13 protein-coding genes and 2 pseudogenes are annotated in these 18,114 nt (G+C 71.0%); 4 read left to right on the top strand and 11 right to left on the bottom strand.

Annotation, left to right across the window (positions count from 1 at the left end; all coding sequences use genetic code 11):
* From MFF13_RS11605 to MFF13_RS11590, 4 genes are all read right to left on the bottom strand, one after another.
* Positions 1–240 (bottom strand): GCG_CRPN prefix-to-repeats domain-containing protein (locus tag MFF13_RS11605; RefSeq protein WP_238272219.1); only part of this gene is annotated, 240 nt, incomplete at its 3' end.
* Between the two features lie 282 nt (positions 241–522).
* Positions 523–2,076 carry an FAD-dependent oxidoreductase gene (locus MFF13_RS11600; protein WP_147828115.1) on the bottom strand — a complete coding sequence of 518 codons (1,554 nt, stop codon included), beginning with the start codon at positions 2,074–2,076 and terminating at the stop codon, positions 523–525.
* A 264-nt stretch (positions 2,077–2,340) separates the two neighbouring features.
* Entirely contained in the window at positions 2,341–2,925 is a 585-nt protein-coding gene (locus MFF13_RS11595) for a TadE/TadG family type IV pilus assembly protein (protein WP_147828131.1), read from the bottom strand.
* Positions 2,922–3,584: a TadE/TadG family type IV pilus assembly protein gene (locus MFF13_RS11590; RefSeq protein ID WP_238272218.1), complete on the bottom strand. Its 663-nt coding sequence runs from the start codon at positions 3,582–3,584 to the stop codon at positions 2,922–2,924. Before MFF13_RS11590 ends, MFF13_RS11595 begins: the two co-directional genes overlap by 4 nt.
* 487 nt (positions 3,585–4,071) lie before the next feature.
* Here MFF13_RS11590 and MFF13_RS11585 point away from each other — a divergent pair, with 487 nt between their 5' ends.
* The 3 genes from MFF13_RS11585 (at position 4,072) to MFF13_RS11575 (ending at position 9,323) form a co-directional block, all read left to right on the top strand.
* Positions 4,072–5,433 (top strand): pilus assembly protein TadG-related protein, encoded by a 1,362-nt coding sequence (locus MFF13_RS11585; RefSeq protein WP_238272217.1) that lies wholly within the window; start codon positions 4,072–4,074, stop codon positions 5,431–5,433.
* 37 nt (positions 5,434–5,470) lie between these two features.
* The gene (locus MFF13_RS11580) at positions 5,471–6,508 is read left to right on the top strand and encodes an HD-GYP domain-containing protein (protein ID WP_147828113.1); all 1,038 of its coding nucleotides are present in this window, start codon (positions 5,471–5,473) and stop codon (positions 6,506–6,508) included.
* 67 nt (positions 6,509–6,575) lie between these two features.
* Entirely contained in the window at positions 6,576–9,323 is a 2,748-nt protein-coding gene (locus MFF13_RS11575) for an ATP-binding protein (RefSeq protein ID WP_147828112.1), read from the top strand.
* A gap of 237 nt (positions 9,324–9,560) precedes the next feature.
* Here MFF13_RS11575 and MFF13_RS11570 read toward each other — a convergent pair whose 3' ends face one another.
* The gene (locus MFF13_RS11570; protein WP_238272216.1) at positions 9,561–10,589 is read right to left on the bottom strand and encodes a helix-turn-helix domain-containing protein; all 1,029 of its coding nucleotides are present in this window, start codon (positions 10,587–10,589) and stop codon (positions 9,561–9,563) included.
* 363 nt (positions 10,590–10,952) lie between these two features.
* Positions 10,953–11,720 carry an NAD kinase gene (locus MFF13_RS11565; RefSeq protein WP_147762087.1) on the bottom strand — a complete coding sequence of 256 codons (768 nt, stop codon included), beginning with the start codon at positions 11,718–11,720 and terminating at the stop codon, positions 10,953–10,955.
* 88 nt (positions 11,721–11,808) lie between these two features.
* Here MFF13_RS11565 and cutA point away from each other — a divergent pair.
* Positions 11,809–12,140 (top strand): annotated as a pseudogene (cutA, locus tag MFF13_RS11560) (divalent-cation tolerance protein CutA).
* On the opposite strand, the gene MFF13_RS11555 reads toward cutA, so the two are convergent.
* The 5 genes and pseudogenes from MFF13_RS11555 to MFF13_RS11535 all read right to left on the bottom strand — a co-directional run bounded on the left by MFF13_RS11555 (position 12,119) and on the right by MFF13_RS11535 (position 18,114).
* The gene (locus MFF13_RS11555; RefSeq protein ID WP_147828110.1) at positions 12,119–13,264 is read right to left on the bottom strand and encodes a glycosyltransferase family A protein; all 1,146 of its coding nucleotides are present in this window, start codon (positions 13,262–13,264) and stop codon (positions 12,119–12,121) included. The pseudogene cutA and the gene MFF13_RS11555 overlap by 22 nt on opposite strands.
* 215 nt (positions 13,265–13,479) lie before the next feature.
* Positions 13,480–14,205 (bottom strand): annotated as a pseudogene (locus MFF13_RS11550) (lysophospholipid acyltransferase family protein); the annotation flags it as partial.
* 114 nt (positions 14,206–14,319) lie between these two features.
* A complete protein-coding gene (locus MFF13_RS11545; protein WP_147828109.1) occupies positions 14,320–15,846 on the bottom strand; it encodes a phytoene desaturase family protein in 1,527 nt (508 codons plus the stop codon).
* 106 nt (positions 15,847–15,952) lie between these two features.
* Positions 15,953–17,152: an ABC transporter permease gene (locus MFF13_RS11540; protein WP_147828108.1), complete on the bottom strand. Its 1,200-nt coding sequence runs from the start codon at positions 17,150–17,152 to the stop codon at positions 15,953–15,955.
* Positions 17,149–18,114, bottom strand: a complete 966-nt coding sequence (locus MFF13_RS11535) for an ABC transporter ATP-binding protein (protein WP_147828107.1) — start codon at positions 18,112–18,114, stop codon at positions 17,149–17,151. Before MFF13_RS11535 ends, MFF13_RS11540 begins: the two co-directional genes overlap by 4 nt.

Below are 18,114 nucleotides of genomic sequence, written 5' to 3'. Positions count from 1 at the left end.
CCAGCCGACGTGGCGGTAGCCACCCCAGCGGTGCCACCGCGGGCCGTACCAGCCGACGCGGCGGTAGCCGTAGACGACTGGGCGCACGACGATGGGCCGGTAGACGACGTTGGGACGGCAATACCCGTAATAACCGCGATGGCCTCCGGGTCCGCACCCGTCGCGCGCCTCGGCGGCGCCAGCTGTTGCTGCAATCGTACCGAGGGCAAGGATGGCTGCGCCAGCAAGTTTCAGTCGCATTGGCATCTCCTCTGCTGCGATGGCCTAAGAACAGCGATCCCTGCGGGGCGGTTTCCTTGGTTTTGCGCCGAATTTGTCGAAAAGTGTAACAGGACCACGCCCGCATCTTCGGCCGCCGGGGCCTCACCTTGCCGGATGCTTTGCGACGACGCTCCCGAGGCTTTGGCCTTCTGCGTCGGGCCGCTTGGCTCGCCGGCCCGAGCGGCCGCCCGCCGGGGAACCGACGCGGCGGCAGCTCAGGCCCACTGCCGCCGCCGTCCTCGATGGATCGCCAGGCAGATCCTAGGCAGCCTCTTTCGCGAGCGCGGGCAGATCCGCCCCAGCCTCGATCTCGGCCGCCGAGGGCAGACGCCCGAGGCCGAGCAGGTGCAGGAACGCGGTGAAGGCGCCGTTGCGACCGATGCTGCAGGCGGCGGTCACCCGGTCGCCCGTGACGTAATAGGCGATGAAGTCGAGGGCGGCGGCGTCGCCCTGCAGGACGACCCGGTCGAACGCTTTGGCGTAGCCGCCGTAATCGAGCCGCTTGTCGCCCTGGTTGCTCCAGAAGAACGGCGCGCCCGCGAACGCGCCGCCCCGGCCGAGGATGGCGTGGGCCACGTGCGTGCCGTGCTGCTGCGCCAGGCGCCAATGCTCGATCCGCGCGGTCTCGCCGCTCGCCATCTCCGGGAAGGCGGCGATGTCGCCCGCGATCCAGACGCCGTCCGCGAGCTTGAGATCGCCGCCGACCTTGAGCCCGCCGCCCTCTTCGGCCTCGATGCCGGCGACCATGTCGGTTTCCGGCTTGGCGCCGGCGCCGACGAGGACGATGTCGGCCGGAAGGCGCCGTCCGTCCTCCGTCTCGACCGCTTCGACGCGGCCGCTGCCGGCGATCCTGGCGACGGAGCCGGTCTCGAAGGTGACGCCGTTGCCGGCATGGTACCGCTTCAGCGCCGCGCCCACCGCCTCGCCGAAGCGCTCGGCGAAGGGAACCGCCTCGCGGGCTAGAACCGTGACGGACAACCCGCGCTTGGTAAGGAACGCGGCGGCCTCCATGCCGATGAAGCCGGCGCCGACCACGACGACCGTCTTGGCCGCGCCCGCCGCCTCGCTGACGCGCACCGCGTCGTCCAGGCTGCGCAGGGTGAAGACCCCGTCGAGGTCGTGGCCGGGGAAGTCCGGCATCACCGCCCGGCTTCCGGTGGCGACGAGGATCGCGTCGGCCGTGAGCGTCCGGCCGTCCTTCAGCGTCACGTCGCGCCGGGCGGGATCGACCTTGACGACCTCTTCGGTGACGCGCTCGACCTGATTGCTCTGCGCGAAGTCGGGCTCGATCAGCACCTTGTCCGGCGGGGTCGGCTTGGCCAGGAACTGCTTGGAAAGCTTGGTCCGGTCGTAGGGCGGGTGCGCCTCCCGGCCGACCAGGGTGATGCGGCCTGCATAGCCTTCGCGGCGCAGGGTCTTCGCGCAAGCGATGGCTGCGGCGCCCGAGCCGACGACGAGCACGCTCTCCACGGTCGCGGCCACGCTCTTGCGCGGCGCCGGCTCCGGCGTGAGGGTGGCGACGGCCTCGCAACCCTCGATGCGGACGGGGTAGCGCGTCAGGGAATCGAGGGCGGGCGGCTCTTCGAGGGTGCCGTCGGCCAGCGCGAAGGCGGCCTTGTGCCAGGGGCAGTAGAGGCGCCCGCCGCAGATCTCGCCCTTGGCCAGCGGCGCACCGAGGTGGGGGCACTTGGCCTGGAACGCCCGCACGCCGGAGGCGTCGCGCACGAACAGCGCCTTCTCGTCCCCGGCCGCCCCCTCCGTCATGCCCCCCATCGGGATCGCATCGAGGGCAAGGCGGATCTCGGTTCCGGGCATGTCTGGCGTCGCTCCTGGCGAGCGCCATCGCGCCCGGGCTATTCAAGTCGCCGAACCCGTTCCGGTTGCCTCTTGCCAGGTAGGGAGCACGGTGGACTTCCGGACCCATTCGAACACCGGCCTTCGTCGCCGGTTCGTGCCGCATCCGCACCGTCGTCGGGCTGCGATGTTCGCGCCCGGCGGCGATCTCCTTCGGACCGGCCTCGACCATCACGGCGACACGACGCTCGGCGACGCGGGATGACCGCGCCGGCAAAACCCCGTTCAGAACACCGCGCAGGGCTTCCCGCCGGGGAGCACGACCTCCTCGCGGCCGAGATAGGCCTTTCCGGTCCGCACCGGCCAGGTCTTGCGCACCACGAAGGTCCAGTTCTTGAGGACGGGGAAGACGCTGAACACGGCGGTGTAGGGCAGGCGCATCTCCGCCATCACCAGCCGGTCCCCGGGGCTCGCGGTGCCGGGCGGGGCTGGTCCGATCGTCGAGCCCGCCGACCGGGGCGGGTCGTTGCGCGCGACGCTGGAGCAGACCTTCGCCACGGGGGTCAGCCCGTCGAGGTAGACGCCCCCCGCGGTGAGCACGATCCCGGCGCGGGCGAGGTCGTAGGGGCTCGTGACCGCCTGGGCGGCGGCGTAGACCTCGGCGACGTCGGTCACGTCGTCCCGCGAGATCAGGTCGGCCATGGTCGTCGCCGCGAGCGAGGCCCGGCGGGCGGTGGTGAACGCCCGCGGCAGCTCGATCGAAGCCATGAACATCAGGAGCAGGATCGGGGCGACGAGGGCGAACTCGACGCCGCTGACGCCGCCGCGCGCGCGCAGGAACCGACGCAGACCGCCCCGGCAGACCGTCATTGGCACGGCTTGGCGTCGTAGGCCTCCGCCCGGAAGATCACGGTCGAGACCAGGAGCTGGCGGTTGTCGGAGAGGCGGCGGCCGGTGAAGTCGAGGAACGAGAACAGCCGCAGGATCGGGACGGCCGCGCGTATCGCGATCACGTCGTCCCCGGCCGGGCACTGGAACTGGGTCCCGAAGCTCTGGGCCACGGTCTTGGTCTGCGTGTCGTAGGGCTCGGCCACCTGCGAGCCCTTGAAGCTCGCGGCGCGCGTCACGTCGAGGCGGACCTCGCGGCAGGCGAAGAACAGGCTGGAATTGCCGCACATCAGCTGGCGCAGGCGCTGGCTCGGATCGGACCCGTCGGCGCGGTCCTGGAACTCGCCGGTGCGAAGCAGGCGCGACGCCCGGTCGACCGAGACGTCGAGGGTCTGCTGCGCGAGCACGACCACGCCGGATTCGGCGACGACGCCGAGGAGGGCGAAGAACGGCAGCGCCAGCATCGCGAACTCGACGCCGGCGACTCCGCGCCGGTCGGCCAGCAACCGCGGGTGGCGTCCGCCCTTGCCGGATGCCGAACGAAGGCGCGCCGGCAGACCCGTCGCCCAGGCGACGATCGCGCCGGGGAGTCCGTTTCGGTCGTCCGGCAGCTCGCGGCGTATCTGGATCGTCCGGCGCATCGATAGCCTGAAGGGGCACGGACCGCCGATCGTCGGCACGGCCCAACCCTGGGTGGACGGCAGTCTAGAGGCCGAGTGCTTTAAAATTTCTGTGATCGACCGGAAGAATCGACATCCGCCCGGTGCGCATCCGAGTAACGCCGGTTGTACAACTCTGGGTTTTAGATACCATGCCGCCCTAGAGCGTCCTGCGCCGGATCGCGCCAACATCTCGCGCAAAAACTCTACCTGAGCGTGTAATTTTATAAGCCCGTCACCGCGTACGGCAACGCGATGCTGGTCTACGCCTTTCGAAACAACCGCTCGTTGTTTCCTGATCGCAGCATCCTTCGCGGTTCGGCGCGTCCTGTGCGGCATTCGGCCGGACGATCAGGGCCATTCATTAATCCGGTCTCTGTAGACCCGAGGTTCATGATGGGCCGAGGAGGCGGTCGGGATGGAAAGCGGGCGTCGAGCGGGGCAAGCGTCGAGCCACGGGTTCGGGTTCGTGGCATCCCGCATCCGGTCGTTCGGAGCCGACCGAAGCGGCGCCGTCGCCCTCATCTTCGGCCTGGTCGCGACGGTGCTGCTCGGCCTCGTCGGCGGCGGCGTCGACTATGCGCGCCTGGCCGCCCGGCGATCCCAGCTGCAGGCAGCCGCCGACGCCGGGGCGCTGGCCGGCGGCAACGCCCTCAAGCTCGCCCTGTCGAACACCGCCGCGGTGACCGGCATCACCGAGCAGACGGTCCGGTCCGAGGCGAAGTCGCCGTCCGACCGGCCTTTGACCGTCGCGGTCACCGTCGCGCCCGACAAGACCAACGTCACGGTGGCCGCCTCCGAGACCTACAAGCTGTCCTTCGGCAGCTTCGTCGGCCTGCCCGCCGCTAAGCTCGCGGTGAAGGCGCAGGCGAGCGTCGTCGGCCGGATGCGCCTATGCATGCTGGCGCTCGACTCCTACGCGGCCGGCGCGTTCAACCTGCAGAAGAGCGCGCAGGTCACCGCCACCGATTGCGCCCTCTACTCGAATTCCGCCTCGGGAACGGGAATGGTGGGCCAAGCGAACGCGATGGCCAAGGCGCAGACGATCTGCTCGGCCGGCGGCTATCTCGGGGTACGCGCGAACTTCAGCCCGACGCCGCAGACCGGATGCCCGGTGATCGAGGACCCGCTGAAGGACCGCGCCGCGCCGCCGATCGAGCCCTGCATGACGCTGCCGTTTCCGCTGAACCTGCTCAACGTCCTCGCCATGAAGACGATCAAGCAGAATATGATGCTTGAGCCCGGCACCTACTGCGCCGGCCTGCACATCACCGACGACGCCGTCGTCACGCTGAAGCCGGGCGTCTACGTGATGAAGGACGGCCCGCTCATCGTCGACAAGAAGGCGACGCTGATCGGCGAGGACGTGGCGTTCTACTTCACCGGCAACAACGGCGGCCTGGTCTTCGACAAGAAGACCACCATCAGCCTCAAGGCGCCGGTCACCGGCGTCATGGCCGGCCTGCTGATGTCCGAGGACCGGGGCGTCCTGCTTCCCATCGACCCGACGGCCCTCGTCGACACGCTGCTCGGCGACCTCATCAGCCCGACGCCGCCGCCGCTCGCGATCACGAAGCCGGTGCGGACCTACCGCATCATCAGCGACAACGCCCGCACCATGCTCGGCACGATCTACCTGCCGGCCGGGCGCCTCGTCATCGATTCGTCGAAGCCGGTGGCCGACCAGTCGGCCTACACCGTGATCGTGGCCCAGCAGATCAATCTCTACGAGGGCCCGAACCTCGTCCTCAACGCGAACTACGCCGGAACGAGCGTGCCGGTGCCGAAAGGCGTCGGGCCGATCTCCGGCCGGCTGCTGCTGACGCAATGACGGCCCGTCGCCTTCATCGCAAACGGGAGGGAGCGCCATGCTCGCCTTGATCCTCGACGACGCGGAACTGAACAACCTGCTCGTCGTGCAGGCGCTCAAGCCCGTGCCCGATTGCGAGCCGGTGGAGTTCACCTGCCCGGTCGCGGCGCTCGCGTTCCTGCGCGCCAACGTCGCGCAGATCGGCATCGCCATCACCGACTACGACATGCCGGGGATGACCGGGATCGAGTTCATCGCGGCCGCGCGGGAGGTCGAAGGCTTCGCGCACGTGCCGGTCGTCATGGTGACGAGCATGGACCAGCGCGCGATCCGCCGGCAGGCGCTCGATGCGGGCGCCACCGACTTCCTCGGCAAGCCGTTCGACCCGGCCGAGATCCGGGCGCGCGTCACCAACCTGATGAAGATCAGCCACGCCCACCGCCAGGAGCAGGACCGCGCGGCGTGGCTCGCCCGCGAGGTCGCCGCCGCGGTGTCGGTGATCGAGGCCCGGGAGCGCGAGATCATCGACCTCCTGATGCGCGCGGCCGAGCACCGCGACACCGACACCGGCAACCACATCGCGCGGGTCTCGACCTATGTCGGCATCATCGCGCGAAACCTCGGGTTCGACGACGAACATTGCCGCCTCCTGAGCCTCGCCTCGACCATGCACGACGTCGGCAAGATCGGCGTACCCGACGCGATCCTACTCAAGCGCGGCGCGCTCTCGGTGGAGGAGCGCGGCGAGATGGAGAAGCACGCCGAGCGCGGCCGCCGCATCCTCGAGGGCAGCACCTCGAACGTGGTGCGGCTCGCCGCCGAGATCGCGGCGAGCCACCACGAGCGCTGGGACGGGACCGGCTACCCGGCGGGCCTTTCAGGCGCGGCTATCCCGCTCTCGGGCCGCATCGTCGCCGTGGCCGACGTGTTCGACGCGCTGGTCTCGGAGCGCCCGTACAAGGCGGCGTGGCCGCTGGAGAAGGCGCGGGCGCTCCTGTCCGAGAACGCGGGCTCTCATTTCGACCCGGCCTGCGTCGCGGCGTTCCTGGCCGGCTGGGGCGAGGTCGAACGGCAATGCCAGCTTTTGGCGGCGTGATCGGCGGCAAGATCGGCGGCGTCCGGTGAGGGCGGCGGACGACACGGTCGGAAGGGTACGGGGCGCGATGCGTTGGAAGGCACTCGATCCAAGGCGGTCCCTCGCGGGCCGGGTCGCCTGGGCGGTGATCGGCGCGGTCGCGGTGGCGCTGCTGGTCGCCACGACGCTCTCGGTCTGGCGCGAGGTCGACCGCTACGCCGCCGACAAGGGCGAGGCGCTGCGCACGGTGGCGCGCGTGCTGGCCCATAGCGGCGCCGGCGCCATCGCCGGCGACGACGCGGACGCCGCCGACACCACCCTTCGCGCGATCGCGCGCAACCCCTCGCTCGTCTACGCCGCCTTGCTGCGCGCCGACGGCAGCATCCTGGGCGAGCAGGGCATCGGGCTGCGGCTCGCCGACGACCTCGACCTCGACGCCACCGAGCGGCCCTCGCTCCTCGCCCTGATGCTGACGCGGACGTTGAAGGTCGGCGAGCCGGTCCTGGAGAACCAGCGCGCGATCGGCCGGGTCGTGGTCGTGGCCGAGACCGGCGACCTCGCCGAGCGCCTCGGCGACGTCGCCCTGAACGCGCTGCTCGCCGGCCTCGTCGCGGTGTTCGTCGGCCTGGCGGTCTCACTCCGGCTGCAGCGCGCGGTGACGCGCCCGCTCACCGCGCTTGCGGGCACCATGGACGCCGTGCGCTCGCGCCACGACTACAGCCGGCGCGCCGACGTCACCACCGACGACGAGGTCGGCGCGCTGGCGCAGACCTTCAACGACCTGCTTGGCGCGGTGAACGTCCGCGACCGGCAGCTCGCCGCCTACAGCACCGGCCTGGAAGAGGAGGTCCGCGTCCGGACCCACGACCTCAGCGAGGCCCGCGAGCAGGCCGACGCCGCCAACGCCGCGAAGTCGACCTTCCTCGCCACCATGAGCCACGAGATCCGCACGCCGATGAACGGCATGCTGGTGATGGCGGAACTCCTGGCCGCCACCGACCTGCCGCCGCGCCAGCGCCGCTACGCCGAGGTGATCGCGCGCTCCGGCCAGTCGCTGCTCGCGATCATCAACGACATCCTCGACTTCGCGAAGGTCGAGGCCGGCAAGCTCGAGCTCGAGCGCACCACGATCAGCCCGCGCGAGATCGCCGACACCGTCGTCACCCTGTTCGGCGAGCGCGCCCGCAACGGCGGCCTCGACCTGGCCGCGGAGGTCGGCGCGGACGTGCCGGCGGCGATGGTCGGCGACCCGGTCCGCCTCGGCCAGGTGGTGAGCAACTTCGTCTCGAACGCGCTGAAGTTCACGGAAGCCGGCCACGTCCTCGTCCGGATGGGCACGCGCGACGACGGCCGGATGCTGGAGATCGCCGTCACGGATACCGGCATCGGCATCCCGCAGGACAAGATCGCCGGCGTCTTCACCGCCTTCACCCAGGCCGACCAATCCACCACCCGCCGCTTCGGCGGCACCGGCCTCGGCCTCTCGATCGCCGAGCGCCTGATCGCGGCGATGGGCGGGACCGTCGGCCTGGAGAGCCGCGTCGGCGTGGGCTCGACCTTCTGGGCGCGGATTCCGATCGCGGCACCGGAGCCGGCCGAGGCGATCCGCCGGGCCGGCCATGCGCCGGCGGGCGTCGTCCTGGCCGGCCTCGGCGGTGCGACGCGCGTCGCGCTGGCGGCGGGCCTCGTCGAGGCGGACCTCGCACCCCTCGCCGACACCGCGGCGGATCGCGCACCCTGGATCCTCGATGCCGCCGAACTCCTCGCCCGCGGGCGCCGCCCGGACGCGGCCCTGCGGGTGGTCGCCGTGGCGCCGATGGGCGATCCGGCGGGCCAGCAGGCGCTCCGCGCCGGGCTCGCCGACGAGGTCTTGCGCTGGCCCGTGGTCCAGGCGGAGTGGCGGCCGGTGCTGGCGGCGCTTGCCGCCGACCGCCCGTTCGCCGCGAACACGCAGCGTTCCGCGACGGCCGCAGACGCCCTGCCGCGCTTCCCCCACGCCCGCGTGCTCGTGGCCGACGACAGCGCCGTGAACCTGGAGGTCGCGGTCGAGGCCCTGGCACGCTGCGGCGTGACCGACGTGATCACCGTCGGGGACGGGGCGCAGGCGGTGGCCGCGAGCGCCGCCGCCCGGTTCGACCTGATCCTGATGGACGGCAGCATGCCGGTCCTCGACGGGTTCGAGGCGACGCGCGCCATCCGCCGCCGCGAAGCCGAGGCCGGCGCCGCCCGCCTGCCGGTCGTCGCGATGACCGCGCACGTGATCGGCGACGGCGCCACGGCGTGGCAGGACGCGGACATGGACGGGACGCTGGCCAAACCCTTCACCCTGGCCCAGCTCGCGCAGGTGCTCGGCCGCTTCGTCGCCGCGGACGCACCCGGCATGGACACGGGGACGGCGCCCAAAGCGTTCGACGACGACGCGGCGACGCCGACGGCCGGCCTGCCGACGCGCGACGACGCACCAGCGCTTCCCGACGCACCGGCGCTCTTGGACCGCGAAACCCTCGAAGGCCTCGCCGAAATGGGCGACGGCGCCTTCCTGGCCCGGGTGCTCGGCCTCTACACGGCGCAGGCACCGGTGGCGCTCGCCGCCTTGGAAGCCGCGATCCCGAACGGCGACGCGGCCGTCGTCGCCAGCGCCGCCCACGGGTTGAAGTCGATGAGTGCCAACGTCGGAGCGATCCGGCTGGTCGGACTGCTCGCCGCCGTCGAGGGGCGGGCACGTGGGGAGCGAGCGATCCCCGGCACGCGGCAGATCGCGCAAATCCGAGCCGTGTTCGAGGAGACGCTCCAGGCGCTCGCCGACGATGCGGTCCGGCGGGATCTGGCGGCTTAGGGTGGGAATCCGCTCAGCTTGGCCGTGGGATGGTCTGCTGAGGGCGGTGAGCGGAAATAGGCCTTTCGCCCTGAAGCGGACGTTCCCTTTCCGCCCCATGCCGGCCGTTCGGACCGGGCACCACGCTTTCCAACCGAGCAGAAGCCAGTCGGTTGGAAGGAGGCACGTCGCGACAACTGCTTCAGTCCGCCGTCGATGACATCAAGCGCGATGCAGATCTGAACCAAATGCACCCATTCAGTCGTTTATAGTGCCGTACCAATTCCGCATTCGCCCGGGGTTCAAAGCTTGATCTGCCGAAATTGCGTCAGATCGAAGGGCAGCCCGAAACTGATCCGGTGATTGTCCATAGATTTCCTTGAATGCACGTGAACCGTGGCTGATACTCGAGAAACCGATCTGTTCCGCGAAAAAACCGATCGACGTTTCTGTGTCCTGTCGGGATATCAGCAGCCGCAGACGAGCGGCACGTCGACGCTTGACGACCGTTTCGACGCCGCCGACGGCTTGCATCGCTCGATACAAAGAAGATCGAGAAACACCGATGCTACGGGCGATAGCATCGGAGCTCAAATCTGCCGCAAGGTTGTTGTCGATGAAGATTTCCGCCCTCAAGCGCCGCGATGACTCCAAATTGCTTTCGCCGACGGCGTCACTGTAAGCCGCATCGGACCTTCCCTGGACCTGACCGAGCATATTGGTGATGACGTGACCGATCCCGGCGGCTGAGGTCTCTGGGAAACTCGATGCACAGCGCAGGAAAGAAAGCACGGCTTTGCCAAGTGAGCCTGGCTCACTCCCGGGAAGGGTGCTTCCATGCAGATGGCGCACGTCCGGCGAGACAGCTTCGACTTGATCGCGGGCCAAGATGACTGTGACGAGATCGCCGTCGTCCACGATCGACCGCATCGGTTGGGTCGCATCGAAGAGAACGGCGTCACCCGGGACAAGACGACGCTCGTCCCCAGGACGACCGCTCACGACCCGGCCGGAGCGTAAGACCTGGAGATAGTAGTGCTCGAAACCGTCGCGCCGAATGTGCACGAGGTCCCGCCTATGATCGGCGCCGATGAGTTGCCGATCGTACACCGTCAAGCGGCCGAAATGTTGCGCGGCGATGGTTGCCTCGAATGCATCTCCCAGGAGGTACGTCGCCGCGCCGCTCGACTGGATCATATCATGATAGAAGCCGAAGCTGTCGGCCGAAGCCCTGCTCAAATGCCTTTGCTGGGGGTTCTTCGACCGCGGGATACCAGAACTTGTCATACTCTCGTCATTTGCAGCAGTAGAATACGTCCATCGTTTAGCAAGATGGCCGGGTCGCGGCCAAGCCAAAGAGCAGCGATCGGCCCTGATGGCGCGCTGATCCTGACGTCCATGGGTCGATCCCTAAATAGCCCGATGGACGTCGACGATGAGTCCTGGGAAGGTCCGCTTCCCTCCCATGCTGGCCATAGGTTTCTGCTTCACCAAGTGCCCCGCAAGCGGACGCTCCCAGTTTCTGCAATGGGTCGCCGGCAGACAATGACACGGCCAAGCTGACTGCGTTTTGAACCGAGAGCATTTCCCGTCGAAGCGGTGGCCGGTTCGGCGGAAGGTAATGCAGCACCGCAAAGAGAGTGAGCAGGATCAGCCGAACTGCTCGCGCAGGATGCGCTCGTCGAGGCTGTGGCCGGGGTCGTGCAGGAGCACGAGATGGGTCTCGCGGTCGAGCCAGGTGTCCACCATCGACACCCGGCGGAACTCGGTGTGGTCGGCCACCGCCGCGACGGGCCGGTGCTCGGCGTCGAGCACCTCGATGCGGATGTGGGCGTGGTCCGGCAGCAGGGCGCCGCGCCAGCGCCGGGGCCGGAACGCCGAGATCGGGGTCAACGCCAGGAGCTTGGCGTTCAGCGGCAGGATCGGGCCGCCCACCGACAGGTTGTAGGCGGTGGAGCCCGCCGCCGTCGCGGCCAGCACCCCGTCGGCGATCAGCTCGGGCAGCCGCACCTGCCCGTCGACGGAGATCTTGAGCTTGGCGGTCTGGTGGGTCTGCCGCAGCAGGTAGACCTCGTTGATCGAGCGGGCGCGGTGGCTGCGCCCCTCGGTGTCGTGCGCCTCCATCAGCAGCGGGTGGACGACGCTGCGATGGGCCGCCTCCAGGCGCTCCAGCAGCGTGTCCTCGCGGAACTCGTTCATCAGGAAGCCGACGGTGCCGCGGTTCATGCCGTAGATCGGCTTCTTCGCGTCCATGAAGCGGTGGAGCACCTGCAGCATCAGGCCGTCGCCGCCGAGCGCCACCACCACGTCCGCTTCTTCCGGCGCGACGTGGTCGTAGCGCCGCATCAGGGCGGCGGCCGCCTCGCGGGCGTCGGGCGTCGGGCTCGCGACGAAGGCGACCTTGTGGAAGCGCGGCATGCGGGACCCGGGACCACCTCAGTTGACGCGGGGCCGGCGCCGGGCTCGATCGAGCGCGTGCCGCCTTCGCCGTCGGGAGAGCCATAGCATGGAGCGTCCGCTCCTCGTCTATACCACCTCCCCGATGCCGAGACGGCGCTCGCGGTCGGGGAGACGCTGGTGCGCGACAGGCTCGCGGCTTGCGTCAACGTGCGGCCCGGGATGCGCTCGGTCTACGCCTGGAAGGGCGCGGCCGCGCACGCCGACGAGGTCGTCGCGTTCATGAAGACGCGCGCCGGCCTCTCGGAGACCTTGGCGGCGGCGCTGAAGGCGCGCCACCCTTACGAGACGCCGATCATCCTGCATCTGCCCGTCGCGGGCGCCGACCCGGACACGACGGCTTGGATGATCGCCGAGACTCAGGCTCCGCCGGTCGGATAGCTGCGGCCCTTCCAGACGGCCGCGCCGGCGCGCTTGCGGCGCAGCAGCACGTTCCACTGGATCGCCAGCGCGACGACCACCGCCGCCGGGTGGAGCGGGATGGTGGCGGCCGGCTCGTCCGTCACCAGGGTGATGGCGGCACGGGTCGCGAGCGAGACGGCGAGCGCGGCGAGCGCCAGGAACCAGGTCGCGCCGGAGAGGCCCACCAGCAACCCGGCGAGCACGAGCAGGGCCGGCATCACGTGGCCGAGGCCCAGCAGCGCGGTCCAGACCGGCAGCGCCACCGGCGTCGCCATGCCCTCGTGGGCGTTCTTCGAGAAGCCGGCCCAGCACTGCGAGAAGCCGGTGTACATCCGGCAGTCGGCGAGCGCATGGCCCGCGACGAGGTCGGTGCGGTGGCCGGCGGCGCGCAGCAGGCGGGGCAGCTTCACCCCGTCGTGCAGGAAGCGGCGGATGGCGCCGTGGCCGCCGACGGCCGCGTAGGCGTCGCGCCCGATCAGCAGCATCTGCCCGCAGGCCGCGCCCAAAGCCGGACGCATCGAGGCGCGCATCATCGCCACCGGAAGGTAGCCGACGAGCAGGAAGTTGATCATCGGCACGGTGAGTTTCTCGCCCAGCGTCCCCATCACCTGCCGCGGCACGGCGCTGACGAGCCCCGATCCGCTGCGGCGGGCGTGGGCGACGAGCCCGGCCGCCGCGATCGGCTTCAGCCGCACGTCGGCGTCGACGAACAGCAGGTGCGCGCCGCGCGCCTCGCCGGCCAGGTGCGCGCAGGCGTGGTTCTTGCCGGTCCAGCCCTCGGGCAGGGGCGGCACCGGCACGAGGCGCAGGCGCGGTTCGGCCAATGCGAGGCCGGAGACGATCGCGGCGGTGGCGTCGGTCGAGTGGTCGTCGCCGACCAGCACCTCGATCGCGACGCCGACGCTGGCGAGCGCCGCGCGCACGGTCTCGGCGATGTGGCCGGCCTCGTTGCGCGCCGGGATCAGGATCGAGACGAGGCCCGCCTCGCCGGCCTCGGGCTCGGGCGTGCGCAGCAGCGTCAGGTTCATCGCCGCAAGCACCGCCGGGAGGAGGGCGGCCGCCAGCGCCAGGATCGCGAGGACGAGGAGCAGAGGGTCGGCCATCAGCGACGCGCGTCCTCGGGGGGGGGCTGAGATTGCGACTGCGACTGCAAGTGAGACTGCAAGTGAGACTGCAAGTGAGACTGCAACTGCGATTGCGCGTTCAACTGCGATTGAGTGTGCAACTGCGATTGCGTGTGCAACGGCAAATGCGATTGAGGCTGCATATGCGGTTGGATTTGCGACCGAAGCTGCGACTCGGGGTTGCCGACCGCCGCCCGGTGACCGGGCTCGAAGCGTCGCCCGCGCAGGGTCGCCGCCAGCCGGCGCCAGCCGTCGTACAGGCCGCCGACGCCCTGGCGTCCCGAGACGAGGTCGCGGAACCGCGCCGGGTCGCGGGCGACCACGTCGGCGCTCAGGCGGTCGAGGATTGCGGTCAGGTCGGCTTCCAGCCGTGCCAGGCGCTCGACCCGCGGCAGGGCGGCCAGGACACGGCCCGAGACCGGCGCGCCGAAGGCCGCGCAGGCCTCCGCGCCGCTCTCGTCCCAGAACGCGTATTCGAGGGCCAGTGGCACGAACTGCGCGTCCGGCGCGATCTCGGCCAGCCTCGCGACGCCGGCGCGCAGGTCGAGGGGCCGCAAGCGCACGTCGGCGAAGCGCCCCTGGGCGGTGATCCAGAGGACGCTCGCCGGCCGGGCGAGGATCTCTCGCGAGGCGGCCATGAACTGCGCCGCGCCCCGGGGCGTGTCGAGGTCGACGCCGAAGGCGCCCATGCGGCGGAAGACGCCGTAGCGTTCCAGCATCCGCGCGTCGAAGGGCGCATAGCTCGACCGCTCGGGGAAGAGCCGCCCGGCGAGCAGGATGATCACCGCCGCGTCCCACCAGGCCGGGTGGTTGCAGTAGACCACCACCGGCCCCGGGCCGAGGTCCGGCGGCAGGCCCCAGCGCGCGAGGCGCAGGGCGTTCATCCGCCGCCGGAGGAAGCGGTCGAAGTAGGCGACCATGAACCGCCACACCACCGGCGAGGCCGGCGGCGGCGCCCGGAACCGGCGGCTGCGATCGGGCGCGTCGGCCATGCGCTCAGGCCCCGACCGGTGCGCCGAGTGCCGTCCCGCCGGTCACGCGGATTCGCTGAGCTGCCCGCGGGCGTCGGAATCGTGCGCGTCGGCGGCGATCCAGCCCGACATCATCACCATCGGCATGCCAGGGCCGGGGTGGGCTGCGCCGCCGGCGAGGTAGAGGTTGCGCACCTGCCGCGAGCGGTTGCCGGGCTTGAACGCGCCCATGACCTTGCCGTGGGAGGCCAGCCCGTAGATCGCGCCGTTGAGCACGTGGTAGCGCTCGTGGATGTCCTGCGGCGTGAGATGGCGCTCGACGACAATGCGCTCCTCGAGGTCGGGCATGCCGGCGGTGCGCTTGAGCTTGTCCAGGATCACCTGCCGGTAGGCCGGGAACATCGTCTTCCAGTCGTGGTGGGGGCGCAGGTACGGCGTGTGCACCAGCACGTAGAGCGCCTCGCCGCCGTCGGGTGCCACCGACGGGTCGGTGGAGGAGGGCGCCGCCAGGTAGGCGGTCGGGTCCGGGGCCGGCTCGCCCTTGCGGTAGATCCAGTCGAACTCCTCCTCCGGGTCCTTGGAGAAGACGAAGTCGTGGTGGTTCAGGTGCTCGTAGCGCTTGTTCAGACCGAGATACAGCACGACGCCGGAGCAGGCCGGCTCGGGGTTCTTCTTGGCGTAAGCCTTGCCGGCGTCGCCGCCGACCAGCTCCGTGTAGGTCCGCACCGAATCCATGTTGGAGATCACCGCATCGTAGGCGGTGGAACCGGACTTGGTCCGCACGCCCTTCACGGCGCCGGCCGACACGTCGAGGCCCAGGACCTCCTCGCCCGGCTTCAGCGTCGCGCCGAGTTCGGTGGCGAGCTTGGCCAGCGCCTCGGCGACGGCGCGGGTGCCGCCCATCGGGTACCAGACCCCTTCCGCCGTCTGCATGTGGGCGATGGCGCAGAGGACCGCCGGCGCGCCGTAGGGCGAGGAGCCGACATACTGCACGAAGTGGTCGAGCATCTGAGCCAAGCGGGCGTCCTTGACCTTGCCGCGGATCGTGCTCGCCACCGAGGCATGCATGCGCAGCGCGAGCACGTCGCGCAGCGTGCCGGGGTTGAGGTTGGCGCGGATGTTGATGGTGTCGAACAGGTCCTCGACCGGCTTCCAGAAGAAGAACTTCTCCGAGATGCCGTGCAGGTTCTCGGAGACGTCGAGGAACTTCCGGTAGCCCTCGCCCGCACCGCTGCCGGGGGCGAAGCGATCCATGTCGGCGGCCATGCGGGCGACGTCCTGCATCAGGTCGATGCGGGTGCCGTCGTCGAAGAAGCAGCGCCATTGCGGGTCGAGGCGGCGCAGGTCGAGATAGTCGTGCAGGTTGCGGCCGGCCTCGGCGAAGATGCGCTCCAGCACGCGGGGCACGGTGAGGATCGTCGGCCCCATGTCGAACCGGAAGCCGCCCTCGTGCAGCACCGCCGCCTTGCCGCCGAGCCATTCGTTCTTGTCGTAGACCGTGACCCGGTGTCCGCGCGCCGCGCTCACGCAGGCGGCTGCGAGGCCGCCGAGCCCGCTGCCGACGACGGCGACCGTGGAATCCTGGCTCATGACGATCGATACTCCCGGCACGCCCGCGACGACGGCGTCCGCTTGATGGAAGCTAGGCAGAACGGACCGGCGGTCAACGCGCCACCGGGTCGCGCCGGACGGTCCGTCATGCCGTCCGCCGCGAAACGAGAAGGAGCGCGGCGCCAAGCCCCGCGAAGCCGATCGCGAACAGCACGCCCCAGGCCGCCAGCGCCGCGCCGGCGCCGTCGCCCAACGCACCCTGGTAGGCCTCGATCGCCCAGGCGTTCGGGGTGAACCAGCCCGCCTGCTGTAGCCAGGGCGGCATCAGGAAGCGCGGCACCATGCTGCCGCCCACCGCCGAGAGCAGCAGCACGCCGAAGGTCGAGGCGAGGTGGGCCTGCTGGCGGGTCGCGGCGGCGGCGCAGGCGGCGAGCGCCAGCCCGGCCGCCATCGCCGAGACCAGGACGCAGGTGACGAGGAAGGCCGGCCAGTGCGGGCCGATCTCGACGCCGTAGAACAGGGCCGCGGCCGCGAAGATCAGCCCGGCCTGGGCGACGCCCTGGAGGGTGAGGAAGGCGAACTTGCCCAGCACGATCACCGCGAGCCCGCCGGGTCCGGCCATCAGCCGGTCGGCGAGGCCGGTGGCGCGCTCCTCGGTGAGCGACATCGCCCCCTGCATCGCGGCGAACAGCAGGAACACCGCGGTGATCGCGCCGGCATAGTAGCGCACCCGCTCGTTGGCGGCGCCGGCCGCGGTGCTGCGCCGCTCCACCAGGGAGGCGAAGCTGAACGGCTCCTTCTTGGCGCGCTGCTCGGCGAAGGCCTGGTCGAGGAAGGCGCGCTCGTCGGCGCCGATCTTGCCGCTGCGCTCGACGTCGGCGACGACCCGCGACAAGACCACGTCGGGCAGCGCCTCGTTCAGCACGCGCTGGAGCTGGCCCAGCGCGATCGGGGTCGCGAGCGCCTTGGCCGGGCTCTCGACCAGCACCACCGGCTGCTCCGCCGCCGCTCCGGCGGCCGGCGCGGACAGGTCGCCGCGGATCGCCAGCGCCACGTCGACCTGGCCGCGGCGCACCGCCGCGACGACGCCCGGCAAGTCCCGCTCGGGCAGTCGGGTGACGCGGAGCGACGGGTCGGCCTCCAGCGCCTTCATCAGGCGCTCGGTGGTGGCGGTGCCGGCGAGGTCGGCCAGCCCGAGATGGATGCGGATGCGGTCGCCGATCGCGCCCGAGAAGATCGCGGCGAAGATCACGAAGATCACGGTCGGCAGCACGAAGGCCATCGTCAGTGCGGCGCGGTCGCGGATCAGGCTGATCCACATCACGCGGAAGGCGGCGCCGATCATCGGGCGGCCCCGGCCGCGCGCAGGGCCGCGGGGTCGCCGGCCAGCGCGTCGAGATAGAGCGCCTCGAGGCCGGGCGCCCGCACGCGGACCTCGCAGGCCGGCACCGCCTGCGCGCGCAGCGCGTCGAGCAGGTCCGCGCCGTCGAGGACACGGCCGACGCCGGGGGCGGCGCGCCAGACCAGCGGGCTGTGCGAGGGCGCGAACCCGGCATGCCGCAGGGCCTGGTCGGCCGCCGGCCCGGCGGGGAGGGTCAGGGCGACCTCGCGCTCGGGGACGCCTTGGCGAAGCTCGGCCAGCATGTCGGCGAGCGTGCCTTCGCGAACGATGCGGCCGGCGGCCATGAAGGCGGCGCGGTCGGCCAGGCGCTCGGCCTCGGCGAAGTCGTGGGTGGCGATCAGGATCGCGGTGCCCTCCTGGCGCAGGCGGCCGAGCACGGCGTGGATCGCGGCCCGCGCCGTCAGGTCCACCCCTTGCGTCGGCTCGTCGAGGAGCACCAGGCCCGGCTTGCACATCAGGCTCGCGGCGATGTTCACCCGGCGCTGGTAGCCGCCGGACAGCAGCCCGACCGGGCGTCCCGCCGCCTCGGCGACGTCGGTGAGCGCCATGGCCTCGGCCACGGCCCCCGTCCGCTCGCGCCGGCCGAGGCCGGCGAGCTGGGCGAACACGCCGAGGTTCTCGGCGACGGTGAGGCGGGGATAGAGCGCGATCTCCTGCGGCACCCAGCCGATTCCGCGCCGCGCGGAGCGGACCCGGAACGGATCGTGCCCGCCGACCCGGACCGTCCCGGCCTGCGGCGCGAGGCGCCCGGCGATCAGGCGCATCAGCGAGGTCTTGCCGGCGCCGTTCGGCCCGAGCAGCGCCAGGATCTCGCCCGCGTCGAGGACGAGATCGACGGCGTCGAGCACGCGGCGGTCGCGATAGGCGAGGGCGGCGCCCGCGACGCGGACGAGAGGCTCCGTCAC

Source organism: Methylobacterium cerastii (genome assembly GCF_022179125.1).
GTDB classification, from domain to species: domain Bacteria; phylum Pseudomonadota; class Alphaproteobacteria; order Rhizobiales; family Beijerinckiaceae; genus Methylobacterium; species Methylobacterium cerastii.
This window is presented reverse-complemented; position numbering and strand designations above follow the sequence as displayed.